Source organism: Micromonospora musae (genome assembly GCF_003626635.1).
GTDB classification, from domain to species: domain Bacteria; phylum Actinomycetota; class Actinomycetes; order Mycobacteriales; family Micromonosporaceae; genus Micromonospora; species Micromonospora musae.
This window is the reverse complement of the sequence record NZ_RAZT01000001.1, coordinates 603,303-625,334: the sequence shown is the minus strand read 5'-3', so window position 1 is coordinate 625,334 and position 22,032 is coordinate 603,303. Positions and strand designations below refer to the sequence as shown.

The following is a 22,032-nucleotide window of genomic DNA, read 5'->3' as shown; positions in this document are numbered from 1 at the left end:
GTGGAGGGTGTCACCCGAGGCCACCGCCGAACCGAGCGGAAGGAATCGGCATGAGTGGCGTACGAGTGCTGGTGGGAACACGCAAGGGTGCGTTCGTGCTGACGTCGAATGGCAGACGCGGCGACTGGACGGTCGAGGGGCCGCACTTCGGTGGCTGGGAGATCTACCACCTCACCGGATCGCCGGCCGACCCGGACCGGCTCTACGCCTCCCAGTCCGGCGGCTGGTTCGGGCAGTTGATCCAGCGTTCGGACGACGGTGGTAGGAGCTGGACCACGGTCGGCAACGACTTCGCCTACGACGGTGACGTCGGCGAACACCTCTGGTACGACGGAACCCCGCGCCCGTGGGAGTTCAAGCGCGTCTGGCACCTGGAGCCGTCCCGCGACGACCCCGACACGGTCTACGCGGGCGCCGAGGACGCGGCCCTCTACCTCTCCACCGACGGCGGCGCGAAGTGGACGGAGCTCACCGCCCTGCGTACGCACCCGACCGGGCCGTCGTGGCAGCCCGGCGCGGGCGGCCTCTGCCTGCACACGATCATCCTGGACCCGGCGCAGCAGGGCCGGATCTACACCGCCATCTCGGCCGCCGGCGCGTTCCGCAGCGACGACGGTGGCGTCAGCTGGCTGCCGATCAACAAGGGCCTGCGCTCCGGGGAGATTCCCGACGACGACGCCGAGGTCGGCCACTGCGTGCACCACATCACCCAGCACCCGTCCCGTCCGGACACCCTGTTCATGCAGAAGCACTGGGACGTCATGCGGAGCGACGACGCCGGTGCGAACTGGCGCGAGGTCAGCGGCAACCTGCCGTCGGACTTCGGCTTCCCGATCGCTGTACACGCGCACGAACCCGAGACGATCTACGTGGTGCCGATCAAGAGCGACTCCGAGCACTACCCGCCGGAGGGGAAGCTGCGCGTCTACCGCAGCCGCACCGGCGGCGACGAGTGGGAGCCGCTGACCCGGGGCCTGCCCCAGTCCGACTGCTACGTCAACGTCCTGCGTGACGCGATGGCGGTCGACGCGCTCGACCCGTGCGGGATCTACTTCGGCACCTCCGGTGGTCAGGTCTACCACTCGGCCGACGGCGGTGACAGCTGGGCGCCGATCGTCCGGGACCTGCCGCCCGTACTCTCCGTGGAAGTCCAGGTGCTGCCGTGATCCGGGTGGTCCTCCCGGCCCATCTGAAGACCCTGGCGCACGTCACCGGAGAGGTGAGACTGGAGGTGGCCGGGCAGGACAGTCCGGTCACCCCGCGACGGGTGCTGGACGCTCTCGAGACGCGGTATCCGATGCTGCTCGGGACCATCCGGGACCGGCACAGCGGCGAGCGCCGACCGTTCGTCCGCTTCTACGCCTGCGAGGACGACCTCTCCAACTCCTCGCCCGACACGCCGCTGCCCGAGCGGGTCGTCGCCGGCGAGGAGCCGTTCATCGTGCTCGGCGCGATGGCCGGGGGATAGCCCCAGCTGAACGCCCCGGGCCGGGGGTTAGCCCCCGGCCCGGCCGGGGGTAGACCGGCGGGCCGGTCGGGGGTAGACCGGCGGGCCGGTCCGGGGGCGCATCGGATGGTTGCCCGGCGCGCGCTCGATGAGGCTGATGGTCATCGTCCAAGGCCGTCCAGCGGAGCTGGGAGCGGCCGATCCTCGTGGGGAAGCCGATGACCATCCTTGCCACATCTCTCCGCGCGATGCGGGGCTGGCACCGCCCGCTCGTGGTGAACGCGACGCTCATGTTCACCCTGACGCTCTTCTCCGCCGCCGCGTTGTTCGTCGACGATCGCCTGCTGCTGGGGGAGTCGGTCTGGGTGAAGCCGATGAAGTTCGGCTTCGCCATGGGGGTGTACGGACTGACCCTGGCGTGGCTGCTCAGCAAGCTGCATAAGGGCCGACGCCTCGGCTGGTGGCTCGGCACCATCTTCGCGGTCGCCGGCCTGCTGGACGTCGGCGCCGTCGTCCTCGCCGCCGCGCACGGCACCATCAGCCATTTCAACAACAACGCCGAGCCGGTCGCGGAGACCGTGCGTACCGTGTTCTCCTTCGGCGTCGCGCCGCTTCTGCTGATCACCCTGGTCATCGCGATCCTGGTCCTGATCCAACGCACCGGCGACCGCGCCATGACCAGTGCCCTCCGCGCCGGGCTCGGGCTCGCCGCCGCCAGCATGGTGGTGGCCCTCTGGCTCAGCAATTCCGCGGGACCCCGCACGGTGACCGACGCCGACGGCGATCCGGTGTCGATGAACGGCGGCCACGGCATCGGCGACCCCGACGGCAACGGCATGTTCCTCACCAACTGGAGCACCACCGGCGGGGACCTGCGCGTACCGCACTTCGTCGGCCTGCACGCGATCCAGGTGCTGCTGCTCATGACGGCGATCCTGGGTGTGCTCGCGACCAGCCACGGTTGGCTCCGCGACGAACGGGTCCGGGCCCGACTCGTCCGCATCGCCGGCCTCGCCTACACCGGTGTCTTCGCCGCGCTCACCTGGCAGGCGAAGCGCGGCATTCCGGTGACCCAGCTCGATCGGCAGACCCTGATGGTCTTCGCCGGCGTGGCGGTCTTCACCATCGTGACGGCCGCCGCGGTGGTCGCCGGTGCCCGTCGGCGATCTGCCTCGCCCATCGGGCGGGAGCAGCGCTCCGAAGCGCGGGCGAGGGTGTGACTTCGCGTCGGAAGTTCCGAGTGTCCCGTTCCGGCGGGACTGGCGTCCCCCGGCCTGACTCGTCCCGTCTCGCCGGCGGGTCTCCCGTGGCAGCCGCTGTGACACCACGCCGGTGACGGGTGCCGGCCCCGCCCGGCACCCGTCTGCCCGGCCCGCTCCGGCCCGTCTGCCCGGCCCGCTCCGAAACCGAATCGATCATCGGCGGGCGCAGGGCGATGAGCGCACCGTGTCCGGTTTGCGGGCCTGGAGGGGCGGCGGGTGGTGCCAGCGACCGGGCTCTGCCCCGGGGGTGCCAGCCCGATCCGCGCGAACGTCCATTCGAGGGCCGCGCGGGCCGCAAACCGGGCATCGTTCGCCAACCACCCCGGCCGCACCCGGTGATCGACTCGGGTTCCTTGAAGTCGGGTCATCACACGGCCGGGACACCCCGACATCAAGGAAACCGAGTCGATCATCGGCGCGCATGAGGGCCGCCGGCCGCCCGGTTCGTGCGGTGCTCCGCTCGCTGCACGGTGCCGGGCGACCCGCGTCAGCCCCGCGTTTGGTAGCTCTCCGTAGCGGATCATGAATGTGACTCATTCCACGATTTTTCCGACTTGGAAACTTTGCCGGTCCGGAAGGGCGCGCGGATAGTTGTGCCGTGACCTCGGACGTTGGCCTTCGTGAGCGGAAGAAGCGCGCGACCCGCGCGGCGCTCAGCGATGCGGCGTGGTCGCTGATGACGGAGCGTGGCATCGAGGCGGTCACCGCCGAAGCGGTCGCGGCGGCGGTGGACGTCTCACCCCGGACCTTCCGCAACTACTTCGCGAGCCGCGAGGAGGCGATCCTCGACGGGATCCTGCAGCGGGCGAAGACGTTCGTCGAGGCACTGCGCGCCCGACCGGCCGGCGAACCGGTGTGGGACTCCTTCGCGCACGTCCTGCCCGACATGATCATGGGACTGCTCGGTGAACGGGAGCGCGACGCCGACGCCATGGCGCGCGCCTGCGCCGAGAATCCGGCGATGTTGGCGCAGCAACTGGCGGTGCTCGGGCGCGTCGAGCGAATGATCGCCGAGGTGATCGCCGAGCGGACCGGCGCCGACGTCGAGCGCGACCTCGCCCCGCACCTGCTGGCCGCCGTCCCCGCGATCACGATGCGCGCGGTCGTCACCCGCTGGGCCGGGGGAGCCACCGGCGACGCCCTGCCCGACCTGGTCCGGATGAGCATCGCGCAGCTGCGCGACGGCCTTCCCCTCGGCCGTGCCGCACCGCCCACCTGACCTCGGGCGGGAGGCGGCCCGGCCTGCTCTGATCGATCCACTCCGCCTGCGGCTCGACCTCGAGCCGGACCTCCGGGGCGCGTCCCCCCACCTGACCAGCCGGCCGGTGGAAGGGCCGCCGCCGCTCGCAGGCGACGAACCAGTCCTGTCGCCCGCCCGAACCTCGTCGCGCGAAAGGAAAGCTGTGGGTGCCGACGACCGCGGGAAGCGCCCGCACCCCCTCCGGGAACTGCTGCTCGTGGCCGCGCTCTTCCTGGCGTACAAGATCGGCCGGCTCTTCGTCGTGGGCGACCTGTCCACCGCGTACGACAACGCCACGCACATCTGGGCGCTGGAGCGCACGCTGGCGCTGCCGGACGAGGCGACGTTGCAGCAGGGCGTCCTGCCGCACGACGGCCTGGTCCGCGCGGCGAACAGGTACTACGCCTCGGTGCACTTCCCGGCCACCGGGGCGCTGCTGCTCTTCACGTACCTGTTCCGCCCCGCCCTGTACCGGTGGGCGCGGACGCTCCTGGCGGTGCTGACCGCCGTCGGGTTCGCCATCCAGGCGCTCGTACCCATGGCCCCACCGCGCCTGCTCTCCGCCACCGGCGTGCTGGACACCGGACAGCTGGTGGGGCCGCGCGCCTACGGCGACCCCGCCACCGACACCCTCTCCAACCAGTACGCCGCGATGCCCTCCCTGCACGTCGGCTGGGCCACGGTGGTCGCCATCGTCCTGATCGCCGCCGGCCGCAGCCGGTGGTGCTGGCTCTGGCTGCTGCACCCGCTGCTCACCCTCAGCATCGTGGTCCTCACCGGGAACCACTACTGGCTCGACGCCGTGGCCGCCCTGGCCCTGCTCGGCGTGATCGTGCTGGTGGTGCCGCGTCCACGCACGGCGCTCGCCAGGGCGACAACGCCCGCGGCGACGCGAGCCGGCCCCGTGCCGGTGCCGGCAGCTGTCCCTGTCGCGGGAACCCGGCTCGCCCCGGACGGGTACTGGCCCACCTCACCGGTGCGGCAGGCTGGCCGGTGGCAGAGCCGCGACGATCTGGTCGTCGGCGTGCGCGCAGCTGATCGAGCCGCGCCGACCGTCGACCTCCCGGCGCTCGCCGAACTCGTCCGCCGGACCGGCCCGCGCCGCCTCGACCTGCGGCAGGGCGACCTGGAGCGGGGCATCGTCGTCGCCGGCGACCACGAACACCGGCAGTACCTCGGCTAGCGCGGTCGACGGCCGCGGGCGCGGGCCGTCACTGGTGCGGATCGCGGGCCTGGACGTCCCGGAGCCAGGCGGGACGCGTACCCCCGAGGTCGAGCGACACGCCCCATTCGCACTCCGGTCCGAGGTCCTGATCGATCGTCAACGTCGAGCTGTCGGGATCGGCGGCGAACAGCTCGAGATCCTCGGCGTAGCGCACGAGCAGCTGAGTCCAGGACGGCGCCAGCACGTCCCACGAGGCGCATTCGATATCGACCCGAACCACCTGTCCGGGCGTGCCTCCCGGCGCTGGATCAAGGTCGAGCAGCCAGTGCACGTCGCCGTTCATGTCGCCCACCACCACCGCGCCCGGCGCACCCACGACCGGCCGCACCGGCCCGTTCAGAAGGAGCGTCCCCTTGTCGACCAGGTGCGCCCAGACCTGCGGGTCGTCCCAATCCGGCTCCGGATGATAGCCGTCGCGCCACATCCGGGTCGCCTTGATGATCTGGTCGGTGTCGTAGAGGTGATCCAGCGGTACCGGGCTCGGCTGGCCGGAGCCGGAGTGGGGCCACCCCGTTCCGTCGTGGATGCGGAGACTGGCGCGGAAATCCTCCGGCAGCGACACGGCCAAGGCGACCTCCACCGCGTCGATCGCCGGCAGCTCGGCCGGTGCCGCAAGCTGCGGTAGGGAAGCCGGCAGGACGCGACCGAGCCCACCCTCGACCCGCATCCACGCCTCGCGAACGCGCTCATCGGCGCCGATGCCTGTCACGACGCGAAGTCTAGACATCGTCGTTCCCTTCTTCTCACCCGTGTTTGAGCTCGCGCTCGACGGTCGTCCCTGAACTGCGGAGAAAGCGCTCTCACAAATGGCGATAGACCGCTTGACGCTCGCCACGCGTATCGCAACGATGCAGCTAAATGTCTCAGGCTCGTAGTGGCGTCGGCGCGCCGGGCGAGCGGCAATCAAGGCCCCGACCATCACCCCCTCCACACCACCGAGGCGTGATCGGCGCACGCCGTCCCCACCGCGCGAAAGGACCCACCGTGCGCAGACCCCTGAGAGCGTGGCTCGGTGCCGCGCTGAGCGCGATCCTCGTGCTCGGCGGCATCACCGCCCTTCCGCCCGCAGCCAGCGCCGCACCCTTCACCGTGCTGGTGTTCAGCAAGACCGCCGGATTCCGGCACGGCTCCATCGGCCCCGGCATCGCCGCCATCCAGCAGCTCGGCGCCGCCAACGGGTTCACCGTGGAGACCACCGAGGACGCCGCGCAGTTCACCGACGCCAACCTGGACCGGTTCGCCGCCGTGATCTGGCTCTCCACCACCGGTGACGTACTCAACGCCGCCCAGCAAGCCGCGTTCGAGCGCTACATCCAGGGCGGCGGCGGCTACGTCGGCGTGCACGCCGCCTCCGACACCGAGTACGAGTGGCCCTGGTACGGCGGGCTGGTCGGGGCGTACTTCGCCTCCCACCCGGCCAACCAGACCGCCACCGTCAAGGTCGCCGACCACGTGCACCCCTCCACCGAGACGCTGCCGCAGCGGTGGAGCCGGCTCGACGAGTGGTACAACTACCGCACCAACCCCCGGGGCAGCGTGCACGTGCTCGCCACGCTGGACGAGAGCACCTACACCGGCGGCAGCATGGGCTACGACCACCCCATCTCCTGGTGCCAGAACTACTCCGGCGGCCGCGCCTGGTACACCGGCATGGGCCACACCGACGAGTCGTACACCGACCCGAACTTCCGGCAACACCTGCTCGGCGGCATCCGGACCGCCGCCGGCGAGACCGAGGCCGACTGCGGCGGCACCGTCGACACCAACTTCCAGCAGGTGGAGCTGGCCAAGGGCGTGGCCGAGACCGGCGAGCCGATGAGCCTCACCGTCCTGCCCGACCGGGGCGTGCTGCACACCGCCCGCAGCGGCGTGATCCGGCACACCGACGCGGCCGGCAACACCAAGGTCGCCGCCACCCTTCCGGTCTACACCGGCGACGAGGAGGGCCTGCAGGGCATCAAGGCCGACCCGAACTTCGCCACCAACCGCTGGGTGTACGCCTACTACGCGCCCCCGCTGGACACCCCTGGCGGCGGCGCTCCGGCCACCGGCACCCCGGCGGACTTCGCCCGCTGGGACGGCGTCAACCGACTCTCCCGCTTCACCGTGAACCCGGACAACACCATCAACCTGGCCAGCGAGACGCTCATCCTCGACGTCCCCACCAGCCGGGGCATGTGCTGTCACGTCGGCGGGGACATGGACTTCGACGCCGCCGGCAACCTGTACCTCTCCACCGGCGACGACACCAATCCGTTCGAGTCGAGCGGGTTCACCCCGATCGACGAGCGGTCCGGCCGCAACCCGGCCTTCGACGCCCAGCGCACCTCGGCGAACAGCAACGACCTGCGCGGCAAGGTGCTCCGGATCAGGCCGAGCGCGGCGGGCGGCTACACCATCCCCGCCGGCAACATGTTCGCCCCGGGCACCGCGCGGACCCGCCCCGAAATCTACGCCATGGGCTTCCGCAACCCGTTCCGGATGAGCGTGGACAAGGCCACCGGCATCGTCTACCTCGGCGACTACGGTCCGGACGCGGGCACCGCCGACCCGAACCGGGGACCGGCCGGGAACGTGGAGTTCGCCCGCATCACCCAGCCCGGCTTCTACGGCTGGCCGTACTGCACGGCCCGCAACGACGCCTACAACGACTACACCTTCCCCTCCGGCCCGTCCGGGCCGAAGTTCGCCTGCGCCGCCGGGCCGGTGAACAACTCGCCGAACAACACCGGCATCACGCAGCTGCCGCCGGCCGTTTCGGCCTGGCTGCCGTACGGCGGCTCCGGTTCACCGCCGGAGTTCACCGGTGGGGGGCTGTCCCCGATGGGCGGCCCGGTCTACCGGTACGACCCGGCCAGCACCTCCGACGTGGCGTTCCCGGAGTACTTCGACGGCACCTACTTCGCCGGCGAGTTCGGCCGCCGCTGGATCAAGAACATCAAGCTCGACAGCGCCGGCCAGCCGTTGAAGATCAACCCGTTTCCGTGGACCGGTACCCAGGTCATGGACATGGAGTTCGGCCCCGACGGCGCGCTCTACGTCCTCGACTACGGCACCGGCTGGTTCAACGGCGACGCGAACTCGGCGCTCTACCGCATCGAGTACGCCCGCGAGGGACGCGCACCCCGCGCGGTCGTCTCGGCCAACCCGACCAGCGGCGTCGCACCGCTGACCGTCCAGTTCTCCTCGGCCGGCACCCTCGACCCGGACGGTGACCCGTTCACCTACGCCTGGGACTTCGACAACAACGGCAGCACCGACTCGACAGCGGCGAACCCGAGCTTCACCTACACCACCAGCGGAACCCGCACGCCGACCCTGACCGTCCGGGACAGCACCGGCAAGGTCGGCACCGCGAGCACCGTCATCACGGTCGGCAACAGCGCCCCGGTGGTCACCGTGAACACCCCGTCGAACGGGCAGACGTTCAACTTCGGCGACGCGGTGCCGTTCACCGTCACCGTCACCGACGCCCAGGACGGCCCGATCAACTGCGCCCGGGTGAAGGTGAACTACGTCCTCGGCCACGACTCGCACGGCCACCAGCTCAGCAGCGTGCAGGGCTGCTCCGGGGTCATCCAGACCTCGGTCGACGGCGAGCACGGCACCGCGGCGAACATCTTCGGCATCATCGACGCCGAGTACACGGATCTGGGTGGGGGCGGCCAGCCGCCGCTCACCACGCACGCCCAGGCCGTTCTGCAACCGCGGGTCCGCCAGGCCGAGCACTTCGGCGACTCCTCGGGCGTCCAGGTCGTCAACCCGGGCAGCGCGCACGGCGGGGCCGCGATCGGCTACGTCGACAACAACGACTGGATCTCGTTCCACCCGTACAACCTGGCCGGCGTCCAGTCGTTCAGTGCCCGGGTCGGCGCCCCGCCCGGCGGCGGTGGAACGCTGGAGCTGCGCGTCGACTCGCCCACCGGTCCGCTGGTCGGTCAGGCGACGGTGGTACCCACCGGCGGGTACGCCACCTTCGCCACGGTAACCGGCGCGGTCACCGCCCCGACCGGCGCCCGCACGCTCTACCTCGTCTTCAAGGGCACCGGGCCGTACTTCGACGTCGACGAGTTCACCCTCTCCACCGGCTCCGGGCCGGGACCGGACCCGGGCGGCAACCTGGCCCGGGGTAAGCCGGCGCGGGCGTCCAGCGTCGAGGGGGCGTTCGTCGCCGCCAACGCGTTCGACGGCGCGCTCGGCACCCGCTGGGGCAGCGCCTTCGGCGACCCGCAGTGGATCGACGTGGACCTGGGGGCGACGTACGACATCGAGCGGATCAAGCTGACCTGGGAGGCGGCGTACGGCAGCGGGTACCAGATCCAGACCTCACCGGACGGAGCCAACTTCACCACGATCCGGACGGTGACCGGCGGCGACGGCGGTGTGGACGACCTGACCGGGCTGACCGGCAGCGGCCGGTACGTCCGCCTCACCGGCACGACGCGGGGCACCGCCTGGGGTTACTCGCTCTTCGAGTTCGAGGTGTACGGCGACAGCGGCGGCCCGACCGGTCCGCCGGGCGGCAATCTGCTGCTGAACAAGCCGACGTCGACCTCCAGCGACGAGGGGGCCGGCATGTCCGGCGCCCAGGCGGTCGACGGCAGTCTCACCACCCGCTGGTCGAGCGCCTTCTCGGATCCGCAGTGGATCCGCGTGGACCTGGGCAGCCCGACCGCGATCGGCCGGGTCAAGCTGACCTGGGAGGCGGCGTACAGCAGCTCGTACGTCATCCAGACCTCGAACAACGGCACCACCTGGGTCGACGTGAAGACCGTGACCGCTGCCGACGGTGGCGTGGACGAGCACTCCGCACTCGCCGCCAACGGCCGCTATTTGCGGATCTACGGCACGGCCCGGGGCACCCCGTGGGGGCACTCGCTCTGGGAGTTGGAGGCGTACACCAGCTGAACCATCTCCGACGTGGCCGGCGCGGATCCTTCCGCGCCGGCCACGGCCGTTGCTGCGCGCCGACGCCGCCGGGTATTGATCGGGATTGGTAGACCGGAGTGGGGCCGCGTACGAAGGGACGCCATGACCGAGGAGATGCAGAACCGAGCGTTGACCGCCGCGTTGGCCGACGCCGCGGCGATCCGCAGCACCATCGAGCGCAAGGCGAACCACAACCAGAACGTGATCGGCCTGCACCTCACGGTCGTCGCGGCGCTGGCCGGCTTCATCCTCGTCGAGCGGGCCGACCTTCGGCTGCTGCTGCTCCTCCCGCTGCTCAGCACCGCGTTGGGGCTCAACGTGGTGTCGCAGTACCGGGACATCCGGATCGCGGGCGAGTACATCGAGCAGGTCCTCGGCCCGGCCATCGCCCGGTACACGGGCAACGCGAGGGTCTTCGGTTGGGAGACCTTCTACTGGAAGCGCAAGCACGACGGCCACTTCGCCCAGGCCCTGGCGATGGGCCTGATCTTTCCGGGTGTCTCCACGGTGGCGCTGGCGATCACCCTGCCCGCCGTGCGGAACCCGGCCGACGTGATCGCCTGGTCGCTCGGGGCGGGGCTGCTCCTGCTGCTGCTCGCCGCCTGGTCCTACCGGCTCCGGGAGATGGTGCGGGCCCGGCGCGGGCGGTCAACCCAGGAGCACCCTCCGGTGGCGGAGCCGATGGTGGCGCAGCCGACAGGGTCGGATCCGCCAACGCCCGCAGGGCACCGGTGATCGGCGGGTGAGCGGAGTCTCGGCGATCCCGGTCGCCTCTTCGGTGACCGGAGCCCCCTGTCAGATCGGGTGAGGTCGAACCGGTCCGACAGGTGACCTTCACACGAGATCTTGACACGCCTCGAGTGAAGGCAGAACATCCTTCGTTGGCTTCCGACAACGTTGTCAGAACGGTGCGGTACGGCCCTCCGGTGTGGATGGAGCACCGGAGGAGCGCCGTATCCGCCGTGCTCACAGCGCACACGGTCCGTCAACTGAAGGGCATCTACTGTGTCAGACCCACTGGCGCGTGCGGCGCACACCGCACGGCGCCGAACCCTCGCCGGAGTAGCGACCGCGGCCGTGGTCGCCCTCGCGACCGCCGCCGCGGGCACCCCCGCCTCGGCCGCCCCGGCCCCACGACTGGTCAGCGACCCCGTCTCCTACGTCAACCCGCTGATCGGCTCCACGAACCTCGGCAACACCTACCCGGGGGCGGTACGCCCCTTCGGCATGCTGGCCTGGAGCCCGCAGACCACCCGGGGCAACCAGGTCTCCACCCCCGCGCCGGGGGGCTACGAGTACGGCGCGACCCGGATCCGCGGCTTCAGCCTTACCCACCTCAACGGCGTCGGCTGCAACGGCGGCGCCGGCGACATCCCGATCATGCCGTACGTGGGTGACGTCGACTCCTCACCCACGGCCGACACCTCCGACGCGAAGTACGCGAGCGACTTCTCGCACGCCGACGAGACGGCTCGGGCCGGCTACTACCGGGTGGGCCTCGCCAACGGCGCCTCGGCGGAGCTCACCACCACCGAGCGCACCGGAACGGGCCGCTTCGGGTTCCCGGCCGACCGGCCCGCCAGCATGCTGTTCCGCACCGCCAACTCGGAGACCGGCAGCACCGACGCCACCGTGCAGGTGGACGCGAAGGCCCGGACGGTCACCGGCTCGGTGACCGCGGGGAACTTCTGCGGCCCGCAGAGCCCGAACAACCGCAAGGGTCTCTACACCCTGCACTTCACCGCGCACTTCGACCAGCCGTTCGCCCGCTTCGGCACCTGGCAGGACGGCACCGTGACGCCCGGCGGCTCCTCCGCCACCGGCGGCACCGGCTTCGACAACGGCTACCCGGTGGCGGGTAAGGGCTCCGGCGCCTACGTCACCTTCGCCGACGGCACGAAGCAGGTCGGCGTCAAGGTCGCCGTTTCCTACGTCAGCCTGGACAATGCCGAGGCCAACCTGCGGGCGGAGAACCCGCAGCAGAAGACCTTCGAGGCGGTCCGCGCTGACGCCAGCAAGGCGTGGCAGCGTGAACTGAGCAAGATCAAGGTCGGTGGTGGCACCGCCGACCAGCTCAGCACCTTCTACACGGCGCTGTACCACTCCATGCTTGAGCCCACGCTCGCCAACGACGTCGACGGCCGCTACCTCGGCGCCGACGGCAAGCCCCACCAGCTGGCCAAGGGCCAGAAGGCGCAGTACGGCACCTTCTCCGGCTGGGACGTGTACCGCGCCCAGGTGCAGCTGATGACTCTGATCAACCCGAAGGCCGGCAGTGACTTCGCGCAGTCGCTGTTCAACTACGCGTCGCAGCGCGACGGCGAGTGGGACCGCTGGCTGCTGGGCAGCGGGAAGACGAGCGTCATGTCCGGTGACCCGGCGGCGCCGGCGCTCGCCGGCATCTACGCCTTCGGTGGCCGGGACTTCGACGTCAAGGGCGCCCTCCGCTCGCTGATCACCGCCGCGACGGTCCCGACGGCGAACGACTCGGACAGCGCCGGCTGCAACGTCGCCTGCGTCGGTCAGCGTCCCGCCCTGGACAAGTACCTCGAACTCGGCTATGTCCCGGCCGACGGCTGCTCCTGCTGGGGTGGTACGGCCGAGACGATGGAGGACGCCGTCGCCGACTTCGGCCTGGCTGAGCTGGCCGGGCGGCTCGGTGACCACGCGACCCAGAAGACCTTCCTCGACCGCTCGGGGAACTGGAGCAACGTGTTCGACCTGACGGCCACCCCGCAGGGCGGGTACCCCCGCGCCCGCAAGGCCGATGGCGCGTGGGCGGAGCGGTCCTTCAGCCCGGCGACCGAGAACGGGTTCGTCGAGGGCAGCAGCGCCCGCTACACCTGGATGGTCTACTCCGACGTGGCCGGTCTCGCCCGTGCGATGGGCGGTGACAAGGCGGCGGAGCAGCGGCTCGACGCCTTCTTCCGTACGCCGGACGGCAGCTTCGACTTCTCCGCCCGGGATCTCACGCGCTACGACCCGACCAACGAGCCGGACATGAACGCGCCGTACGTCTACAACTACCTGGGTGTCCCGCACAAGACGCAGGAGACGGTCCGGGCGGTGCTCGACCAGCTCTGGGGCAACACCCCCGGCGGCATCCCCGGCAACGACGACGCCGGCACCATGTCGTCGTGGTACGTCTTCTCGGCGCTCGGCCTGTACCCGCAGAACCCCAGCCGCGCCGACCTGGTGCTCTCCGCGCCGCTCTTCACCCGCGCGGTGATCGATACCGGACACGGCCGGGGTATCACGGTCAACGCCCCCGACGCCTCGGCGAAGAACCTGTACATCCAGTCGCTGCGGGTCGACGGCAAGAAGTCGACGAAGACCTGGGTCCCCGCCTCGCTCGTCGAGAAGGGCGGCAAGCTGGACTTCGCGCTCGGCGCCAAGCCGAACCGATCCTGGGGCAGCTCGCCCGCCGACACGCCGCCGTCGTTCGGTCAGGGCCGGCAGCCGTACCTGACCGGTGTCAGCCCGCAGGCCATGAAGGTGGAGCCGGGCAGCAAGGCGGAGACGACGTACAAGGTGCAGGCGCTCACCGACGACCCGGCGAAGGTTCGCTGGCACGTCACCGCGCCCGCCGGGCTGACCGTGACCCCCGGCGCGGGTGAACTCCGACTCTCCGGCGACGGCTCCGCCGCCATCACGCTGACCGTCTCGGCCGACGCCGGCGTGAAGCCCGGCGCCTACACCGTTTCGGTCACCGCCGCCACCTCGTCCGGGCGGGCGCTGCCCACCGTGACGCTCCCGGTGACGGTCGCCGTACGCGACAGCGTGCTGTGGAATTTGAACAACAACGGGATCTCGGCCGACGACACCAACCCGCAGGCCAACTTCGACACCGGCGGCTGGAGCTACTCCGCCAAGGCGCTCGAGGCGGCCGGGGTGACGCCGGGCTCCACCGTCTCGGTCAACGGGTTCGACTTCACCTGGCCGAACGTGGCCCCCGGCGACCCCGACAACATCCTCGTCGGCGGCGGCAACCAGGTGCTGCGCGTCGCGTCGGCCGAGGGTGACACGAAGCTGAGTGTGCTCGGCAGCGCCGCCTTCGGCGACGCGAGCGGCACGGTGACGCTCACCTACGCCGACGGCACCACCCAGCAGGCGGAGATCGGCTTCAGCGACTGGACGTTGAGCGGCGGCTTCCAGCAGCCGTCCTTCGGCAACCTGACGGCCGTGCACACCGCGTACCGCGACGTGCTGGGCAACGGCATCGACCCGGTGGGCACCTACGTCTTCGCGACGACCCCCATCGAGCTGCAGCCGGGCAAGCAGCTGACCAGCCTGACGCTGCCGACCAACGCCAACGGCGGCGTCATCCACGTCTTCGGTGTGGCGACCGCCTGACCGAAGCCGGGGCGAGGGCCCGTTCCACCCCACGGGGCGGAGCGGGCCCTCCTCCGTCTGCGGGGGAGGGGGCCGCCGAACGACAGACTCAAATATTGCTCAATTTCCATGCTCTCCGCGCTTTCAGATCATCGGGTCGGGCCTAGGTTCAGATCATTTCGCGCAACGCCACCCCCACCCGTGAAGCACTTGGAGGAGAGCGCATGGCCCCTACTCCACCGACGGACGCCGAGCTGAACACCCTGATCCGGGCCCGGCTCGCCGCGCTCGGCATCGACCTGGACCAGCTTCCGCCGGGTAGCACCCCGGATCCGGAGACCGGCTCGCCGGGTCAGGACTCCGTACTCGCGTCGCTGCGCTCGTTCCTGCGGGGCACCGTGGCGACGCTCGCCGCGTACCAGTTGCCCGTGACCGGCGCCACCGACCCCGAGGTGGCCAAGGCGCTGTCGCAGCAGCACGCCCCGGTCCTCTACCCCGCGAACAGCACCGAATGGCGGAAGGCATGACTGGCGAACCACTCGACCGTTCGATCGACCGTAGGGCCTTTCTGACCCGCGCCGCCGTACTGGCGACCGCCTCCGCCGCGGGCGCCACCGTCGCGCTCCCCGCGATCGCCACGGCGGGCACGCCTGCGGGCAAGCGGGAACCCGCGCTGGACCGGCCCAACGCCTACACGAAGCCCCGGCCGGAGGCGCTCGCCGATCCGACCGAACTCACCATCGCCGAAGCGGCCTGGCTCATCCGCGCCGGCAAGCTCACGCCGCAGCGGCTGGTCGAGGCCATGCTGGCACGGATCTCCACGTACGACGGCGTCTACCAGGCGTTCAACGTGGTGCTCGCCGACGCGGCGATCGCCGCGGCACGGGACGCGGCCCGGCGACCCCGGCGAGGCGCGCTGCACGGCATCCCCCTGGCGATCAAGGACAACTACTACACCGAAGGGGTACGCACCACCGCGAACTCCTTCCTCTTCGAGAACTTCGTGCCGCCCTACGACGCCACCGCGGTGGCCCGGTTGAAGGCGGGCGGCGCGATCCTGCTGGGCAAGACCCAGATGGGGCCGCTGGCCACCACCCGGGCCACCACCCCGGCCGGCGTGGTCACCACGGTGAACGCCTGGGCGCCCGCCAACCGCAACGTCGACCCCGGCGGGTCGTCCACCGGCACCGCCACGGCGGTGGCCGGCCGGATGGCCACCTCGGGTATCGGCACGCAGACCGGTGGCTCGATCACCTCCCCGTCGAACGCGCAGAACCTGACCGGCCTGAAGCCGACCATGGGTCGGGTCTCGGCGGCCGGCATCATTCCGCTCACGTACACCCGCGACCATCCCGGTCCGCTGGCCCGCGACGCCAAGGACGCCGCCATCATGCTGACCGCGATGGCGGGCGAGGATCCGGCGGACCCGCGCAGCCAGGGCCTGCCCGAGGTGCCCGATCTGATCGACGCGGCCACTCCCGTGTACCGGCGTAACCGGGTCAGGCTGCGCTGGGACACCCGCGTCGGCGTGCTGCCCGGATTCGCGGACGGCACCTCGGCCACCGCGCTGGCCCGGCAGGTGTACCTGACGCAGCTCGCCGCGATCCCCGGTGTCACGCTGGTCGACGTGGCTCTGCCCGAGGGGTGGAGCCAGCTGACCGGAGGCACCTTCAACAACGTGCGCCTGCCCGAGCGCAGCGAGCCGTTCATGCCGTACCTGCGCAGCGACCTGCGCGGTTTCGGTGTGTCGGTGACCAGCTGGTTGCAGGGCGCGTTGATGGGCGGCAACGAGTTCATCACCGGGCAACGGGCCAGGCTGCTGTTGATGGAACGGGTCCTGCACGAGCTCTTCGACGGGTGTGACGTCGTCGTGCAGACCGACCCGGTGCCCTTCGACATCCTGGGTCTGCCGGAGATCGCCTTCCCCATCGGGTTCACCGCCGCGGGAGTGCCGATGGGCACCATCCTCGGTGGCCTCCCGTACGGCGAGGACCGGCTCCTGTCGGTGGTCGCCGCCTACCAGGCCACGACGGACTGGCACCTGCGCCGCCCCGCCGACCCGTCTCCCGCGGCGCTGCGCACGCGAGCTGCCGACGCTCCCCGGTTGACGGCCGAACAGGTCGCCGAACTGACCCAGTGACGCGCGTGCAGGGCGGGAGGCGTTCCCGCCCTGCACCCGCACCGTCGGTGCTCGCGGCGGCCGGCTCTCCTCAGGCGGCGAAGCCGCCGTCGACGTTGATCGTGGCCCCGCTGATGTAGGCGGCGTCCGGACCGGCGAGGTAGGTGACGAGGCTGCCCACCTCGCCCGCGGTGCCGTAACGGCCGACCGCGATGTGCGGTCGGGTGATCTCGGCGAACGGGCTGTCGGCCGGGTTCATGTCGGTGTCGACCGGGCCCGGCTGCACCGTGTTCACGGTGATGCCCCGGCCACTGACCTCCCGGGCGAGCGCCCGCGTCAGACCGGCCACACCGGCCTTGGTCAGGGCGTAGACACTGCCGCCGCCGAAGTGGATCCGGTCGGCGTTGATGCTGCCGATCGTGATGATGCGCCCGCCGTCGCCGAGGTGCCGCAGCGCCTCCTGACTCGCCATGAAGACGGCCGTGAGGTTGACGGCGAGGTTGCGGTCGTAGTCGGCTTCGCTGATCGATTCGACGGGGCCGACGACGGTGACGCCGGCGTTGTTGACGAGGATGTCCAGCCGACCGAAGCGTTCCACCACCTCCGCGACGCCGGCACGCACGGCCTCCCGGTCGGCGGCGTCGACCCGCAACGCCACCGCCGTGCCGCCGGCCTCGCCGATCGACTTCGTCACCGTCTCGGCCCGCTCGGCGGAGGAGTTGTAGGTGATCGCGACCGTCGCGCCCGCCGCCGCGAGCCGCTGGGCGATGCCCGCACCGATGCCGCGGGAGCCGCCGGTGACGATCGCGACCTTCCCGGCCAGAGTCTTCGTCGTCATACTTGCCTCCATCTTTGTTGAATGCCCATTCAAGATGTCATGCGAGGTCGGGACGGCCAAGTGATATCTTGAATGAGCGACCAAAAAGTGTGGGAGGTCACCATGGCGATGGGCAGGCCACGCGAGTTCGACACCGGGCGCGTTCTGGAGTCGGCGCTGCACGTCTTCTGGACCAAGGGCTACGAGGGCGCCACCATGGCCGATCTGTCGACCGCCACCAACCTCAAGCCCGGCAGCATCTACGCCGCCTTCGGCTCCAAGGCAGGCCTGTTCAAGCAGGTCGTCGACCACTACAGCAGCACCGTCTTCGGCTACGGCGCCGAGGCGATCGAGGCCGACACGGCCCGGGAGGTCGCGCGACGCTGGCTGCTCGGGGCCGCCGACGCCACCACCGGAACCGACACCCCACCCGGCTGCCTGCTGGTCCAGGGCGCGCTGGTGGCCGGCGACACCGCCGCCGAGGCCAAGGCCGACCTCACCGCCCGCCGGCGCAGCGCCGAAGAGCTGCTCACCGAACGCTTCGCCCGCGCCCGGGCCGCCGGCGACCTCCCGCCGGCCGTCGAGCCACGTGACGCCGCGGCCTACGTCATCGCCCTCTCCCAGGGCTTCGCGGTCCAGGCCGCCTCCGGCGCCGGCCGCACCGAGCTGCGACGCCTGGCCGAACTCGCCCTGCGCAAGCTCCCCTGGGAATAGTTCCTCCCTGATCGACCGTTCCCGTCGAATCGTCGGCGCGGAATCCGCACACTCCACCGGATATCGCCGCCCGGGCGGCCCGGGTGCCGCTCCGGCGAGGCTCAAGATTTGCTCTAGTGCGGGCCCGGCCGTTCCTCAAATCGATCGAAGCTTGTTGAATCGATCGAGTCCGATGTGGCGCGGCCGCCCTCTCGGTCCCTTTTTCGTCGTTCAACGTGAAGGGATGTCTGGTGAAACGAAGACTGTCTCGTACCGCGGTTCCGGTCGCGTGCGTACTGGCGATGATCGGTGCGCCGGTGCTGACGTCCGGATCCGTGGCCACCGCCGACAAACGGGTACCGAAACCGGAAGCAGTGCTCGGCTGGGTGCCCTGCGCCGACTTCAAGCTCGCCACCTACGAGCAGATCGCCGACTACTACCGGAAGCTCGACAAGGCCAGCGACCGGATGAAGCTGGTCGAGATCGGCAAGACCAGCGAGGGTCGGCCGCAGTTGATGGCCATCGTCTCCTCCGAGAAGAACCTCAAGGACGAGAACCTCGAGCGTTACCGGGAGACCTCCGTACGGCTCTCCCAGGGCGACAAGCTCTCCGAGAAGGACGCGCGTGACCTGGCGAAGACCGGCAAGGCCGTCGCCTGGGTCGACTTCGGCATCCACTCCACCGAGGTGGCGGGACACCAGACCGCGCCGCAGTTCGCGTACGACCTGGTCACCAGCGAGACCCCCGAGGCCCAGGCGATCCGGGACAACGTCGTCACCCTGCTGGTGCCGAACGTCAACCCGGACGGCGGGACGAAGGTCGCCGAGTGGTACCGCAAGAACCTCGGCGGCCCGTACCAGGACGCCGGCTATCCGGAGCTGTACCAGAAGTACGCCGGCCACGACAACAACCGTGACTGGTACATGTTCAACCTGCAGGAGACCCAGAACGTCGGTCGCCAGCTCTTCCACGAGTGGATCCCGCAGGTCATGCACAACGTGCACCAGACGGCGGTCTTCCCCGCCCGGATCAGCATCCCGCCCTACGAGGACCCGCTGAACCCGAACATCCACCCCCAGGTGGTCCGGGGCGTCAACCTCGTCGGTGACGCGATGGGCCAGCGGCTGGAGCGCGAGGACAAGGGCGGCGCGCTGGCCCGCCAGTCCTACGACATCTGGTGGAACGGCGGCGCCCGCACCGCGCCGTACTACCACAACCAGATCGGCATCCTGACCGAGACGGCGCACGCCTCGGCGACGCCGCGCTACTACGACCCGGCGAGCTTCCCGAAGACGTTCGCCGACGGCACCTCGACCAGCGAACCGTCGGTCTTCTACCCCAGCCCCTGGAAGGGTGGGGAGTGGCACCTGTCGCAGAGCTGCGAATACATCAAGACGGCGTCGTGGGCGATGCTGCGGGTCGCCAGCGACGACCGGGAGGCCCTGCTCGCCGGCGTGGCGAAGATGGCCCGGGACGGTGCCAAGAACGGCGCCAAGACCACCTACGTGATCCCCGCCGACCAGGCCGACTTCCCGACCGCCACGAAGCTGGTGGACAAGCTGCGGTGGAACAACGTCCGGGTCGAACGCGCCACGGACTCGTTCGTCGTGGGGGAGCGCACCTACCCGGCCGGCAGCTACCTGGTGCGTGAGGCCCAGCCCTACCGGGCGGCGGTCCTCGACCTGCTCAACGCGCAGAAGTACCCGGACCGGCGGCTCTACCCCGGAGGCCCGCTGGAGCCGCCGTACGACATCACCGGCTACACCCTGTCGTTCCAGATGGGCGTGACCGTCGACAAGCTCGACGAGAAGGTGCGCGCCAGCACCGTCGACGTCGACTGGCCGACCGTGCCGGCGGGTGTGGTCGCCGGCGCGCCGAAGCACGCGTACGCCCTCGACCCCCGGGTCAACGACAGCGCGACCGCGGTGAACGCGCTGCTCGCCGCCGGGGACAAGGTCTCCCGTAGCGACGGCGAGGTGAAGACCCGAACCGGCAAGCTGCCGGCCGGGACCTTCCTGGTCACGCCCGGGGCGGGCACCGACACGCGGGTGACCGAGCTGGCCACCAGGTTGGGCCTGAGCATCGCGGCGGTGGACGCGAAGCCGAAGAAGGTGACCAAGATCGCCGCGCCGCGGGTCGGCCTGTACGACGGGTACAACAACTACGACGAGGGTTGGACCCGGCTCATCCTGGAGCAGTTCGGGTTCGGGTACGAGAAGTTGACGAACGCGACGGTCCGCGCCGGTGACCTGCGGGCGAAGTTCGACACCATCGTGCTGCCCGACGCCACGTACAACTCGATGCGCAACGGCCGGGCCGCGGGCTCCCTGCCCGCGGAGTACACCGGCGGGATGACCGACGCCGGCGTGGCCAACCTGAAGGCGTTCGTCGAGGCCGGCGGCACCGTGGTGACCTTGAACCGGGCCGCCCAGCTGCCGATCGAGGCGTTCGACGTGCCGGTCAGGGACGTCACGCAGGGGGTGGAGGAGACCCAGTACAACATCCCCGGTTCGGTGCTGAACCTGAACGTCGACGGCAGCGACCCGGTCGGCTCCGGATTCGGTTCGAACACGGCGGCGTTCGTCGCGGACGGCCCCGCGTTCGAGGTCGAGGAGGGCGCGAAGGGCGTCTCGGTGGCGGCCACCTGGCCGGAGTCGAACCTGCTCAAGAGCGGTTTCCTCCTCGGTGAGGACGTCATCGGCGGGAAGGCCGCCGTCGTGACGGCCAAGGTGGGCGACGGCCAGGTGGTGATGATCGGCTTCAAGCCGCAGCACCGGGCGCAGTCGCACGGCACCTACCGCCTGCTCTTCAACGCGATGTACCTGGGAGGTCAGAGCTGACCTGACAGCCCGTGGCGGCCGGGCGCGCACGCGCCCGGCCGCCACGCCGTCCCCGGGTCTGACCGACTGTCCGATCCGGCCACTCGTCGGGCAATAAGCTGCGGGCATGCCCGAATCGCCAGAATCCGGAGGGAATCTCCGCACCGTCGTGCTGGCCGGCCTGGTCAACCTCGGTGTGGCGGTGGCGAAGGGCATCGTGGGGTTCGTCTCCGGTTCGGCGGCGATGCTGGCCGAGGCCATGCACTCGCTGGCCGACACCGCCACCGAGGTGCTGCTCTTCGTCGGCCTACGCCGCGGCGCCCGGCCACCCACCGAGGAGCGGCCGTTCGGGCACAGCCGGGAGACGTACGTCTGGGCGCTGCTCGCCGCCGTCGCCACCTTCCTGATCGGCGGCGGCCTCTCGATCGACGAGGGCGTCGAGGCGATCCGGTCCCCCGACCGGCAACAGCAACAGCTCCTCGCGTACCTCGTGCTCGCCGTCGCCGCCGTGCTCGAGTCCATCTCGCTGGCCCGGTCGGTCCGCCAGATCCGGGCCCGGGCCCGGCGCTTCGTCGTCCACCCGCTCCTGCTGGTGCGGCAGGGCTCCGACACCCCGACCAGGGCCGTCTTCTTCGAGGACTCCGCAGCCCTGGTCGGCCTCGCGCTGGCGGCCGCCGGAGTGGGCCTCACCCACCTGACCGGTGATCCGCTCTGGGACGGCCTCGCGTCGATAGCCATCGGCGTGCTGCTCATCTGCGTCGCCGGGATCCTGGGCTACAGCAACATCACCCTGCTGATCGGCCGCTCGGTGCCGGCGCGTGGACGGGCCAGGATCCGGCACGAGCTGCTCGCCGTGCCCGCCGTGGAGCGCGTGCACGAGCTGCTCACCCTCCACCTCGGCCCGGAGAGCATTCTCGTCGCCGCGAAGGTCGACTTCGTCTCGACGGCGAGCAGCACCGACGTCGAGGTCGCCGCCGACGAGGCCGAGCGGCGCCTCCTTGAGCTCTTCCCGACGATCCGCTACGTCTTCCTCGACCCGACCGGAGGCGGCGGATCCGAGGTACGCCCCACCTCGCCGACCTGACCGGACGGGACGTGGGTCGCGGCGGCGTCGCCTGCGGACACCTGCCAGCCCGGCTACCGAGAGGC

The 22,032-nt window shown here is 70.8% G+C and carries 15 protein-coding genes; 13 read left to right on the top strand and 2 right to left on the bottom strand.

The features are described 5' to 3' along the window. The first annotated feature begins 50 nt into the window (after window positions 1-50). The 5 genes from D7044_RS02795 (at window position 51) to D7044_RS02775 (ending at window position 5,132) form a co-directional block, all read left to right on the top strand. Complete coding sequence (locus D7044_RS02795) at window positions 51-1,166, top strand: WD40/YVTN/BNR-like repeat-containing protein (RefSeq protein ID WP_120687857.1); 1,116 nt, start codon at window positions 51-53, stop codon at window positions 1,164-1,166. Beyond that, entirely contained in the window at window positions 1,163-1,468 is a 306-nt protein-coding gene (locus D7044_RS02790) for a MoaD/ThiS family protein (protein ID WP_120675923.1), read from the top strand. Before D7044_RS02795 ends, D7044_RS02790 begins: the two co-directional genes overlap by 4 nt. Window positions 1,469-1,665: 197 nt before the next feature. Further along, entirely contained in the window at window positions 1,666-2,667 is a 1,002-nt protein-coding gene (locus tag D7044_RS02785) for a hypothetical protein (RefSeq protein ID WP_120675925.1), read from the top strand. A gap of 640 nt (window positions 2,668-3,307) precedes the next feature. Then, entirely contained in the window at window positions 3,308-3,928 is a 621-nt protein-coding gene (locus D7044_RS02780; protein WP_120687856.1) for a TetR/AcrR family transcriptional regulator, read from the top strand. Between the two features lie 184 nt (window positions 3,929-4,112). Beyond that, the gene (locus tag D7044_RS02775) at window positions 4,113-5,132 is read left to right on the top strand and encodes a phosphatase PAP2 family protein (protein ID WP_120687855.1); all 1,020 of its coding nucleotides are present in this window, start codon (window positions 4,113-4,115) and stop codon (window positions 5,130-5,132) included. Between the two features lie 28 nt (window positions 5,133-5,160). Here D7044_RS02775 and D7044_RS02770 read toward each other — a convergent pair whose 3' ends face one another. Continuing rightward, on the bottom strand, window positions 5,161-5,883 hold the full coding sequence (locus D7044_RS02770; protein ID WP_158609330.1) for an SMI1/KNR4 family protein: 723 nt from the start codon (window positions 5,881-5,883) through the stop codon (window positions 5,161-5,163). Between the two features lie 275 nt (window positions 5,884-6,158). Here D7044_RS02770 and D7044_RS02765 point away from each other — a divergent pair, with 275 nt between their 5' ends. The 5 genes from D7044_RS02765 (at window position 6,159) to D7044_RS02745 (ending at window position 16,575) form a co-directional block, all read left to right on the top strand. Then, window positions 6,159-10,082 carry a ThuA domain-containing protein gene (locus tag D7044_RS02765; RefSeq protein WP_158609949.1) on the top strand — a complete coding sequence of 1,308 codons (3,924 nt, stop codon included), beginning with the start codon at window positions 6,159-6,161 and terminating at the stop codon, window positions 10,080-10,082. Between the two features lie 123 nt (window positions 10,083-10,205). After that, window positions 10,206-10,838, top strand: a complete 633-nt coding sequence (locus tag D7044_RS02760; protein ID WP_120687853.1) for a hypothetical protein — start codon at window positions 10,206-10,208, stop codon at window positions 10,836-10,838. Window positions 10,839-11,180: 342 nt separating this feature from the next. Continuing rightward, on the top strand, window positions 11,181-14,456 hold the full coding sequence (locus D7044_RS02755; protein ID WP_233564845.1) for a GH92 family glycosyl hydrolase: 3,276 nt from the start codon (window positions 11,181-11,183) through the stop codon (window positions 14,454-14,456). Between the two features lie 203 nt (window positions 14,457-14,659). Further along, complete coding sequence (locus D7044_RS02750) at window positions 14,660-14,962, top strand: hypothetical protein (protein ID WP_120687852.1); 303 nt, start codon at window positions 14,660-14,662, stop codon at window positions 14,960-14,962. Next, entirely contained in the window at window positions 14,959-16,575 is a 1,617-nt protein-coding gene (locus tag D7044_RS02745; RefSeq protein WP_120687851.1) for an amidase, read from the top strand. Before D7044_RS02750 ends, D7044_RS02745 begins: the two co-directional genes overlap by 4 nt. A 70-nt stretch (window positions 16,576-16,645) precedes the next feature. On the opposite strand, the gene D7044_RS02740 is transcribed toward D7044_RS02745, so the two are convergent. After that, window positions 16,646-17,392, bottom strand: a complete 747-nt coding sequence (locus D7044_RS02740; protein WP_120675941.1) for a 3-oxoacyl-ACP reductase family protein — start codon at window positions 17,390-17,392, stop codon at window positions 16,646-16,648. Window positions 17,393-17,464: 72 nt separating this feature from the next. Here D7044_RS02740 and D7044_RS02735 point away from each other — a divergent pair, with 72 nt between their 5' ends. The 3 genes from D7044_RS02735 (at window position 17,465) to D7044_RS02725 (ending at window position 21,967) form a co-directional block, all read left to right on the top strand. Next, a complete protein-coding gene (locus tag D7044_RS02735) occupies window positions 17,465-18,085 on the top strand; it encodes a TetR/AcrR family transcriptional regulator (RefSeq protein WP_199716419.1) in 621 nt (206 codons plus the stop codon). A 230-nt stretch (window positions 18,086-18,315) separates the two neighbouring features. Further along, complete coding sequence (locus tag D7044_RS02730) at window positions 18,316-20,904, top strand: M14 family metallopeptidase (RefSeq protein WP_147434568.1); 2,589 nt, start codon at window positions 18,316-18,318, stop codon at window positions 20,902-20,904. 106 nt (window positions 20,905-21,010) lie between these two features. Next, window positions 21,011-21,967, top strand: coding sequence for a cation diffusion facilitator family transporter (locus D7044_RS02725; protein ID WP_120675945.1), 957 nt, complete (start codon window positions 21,011-21,013; stop codon window positions 21,965-21,967). Window positions 21,968-22,032 lie beyond the last annotated feature (65 nt).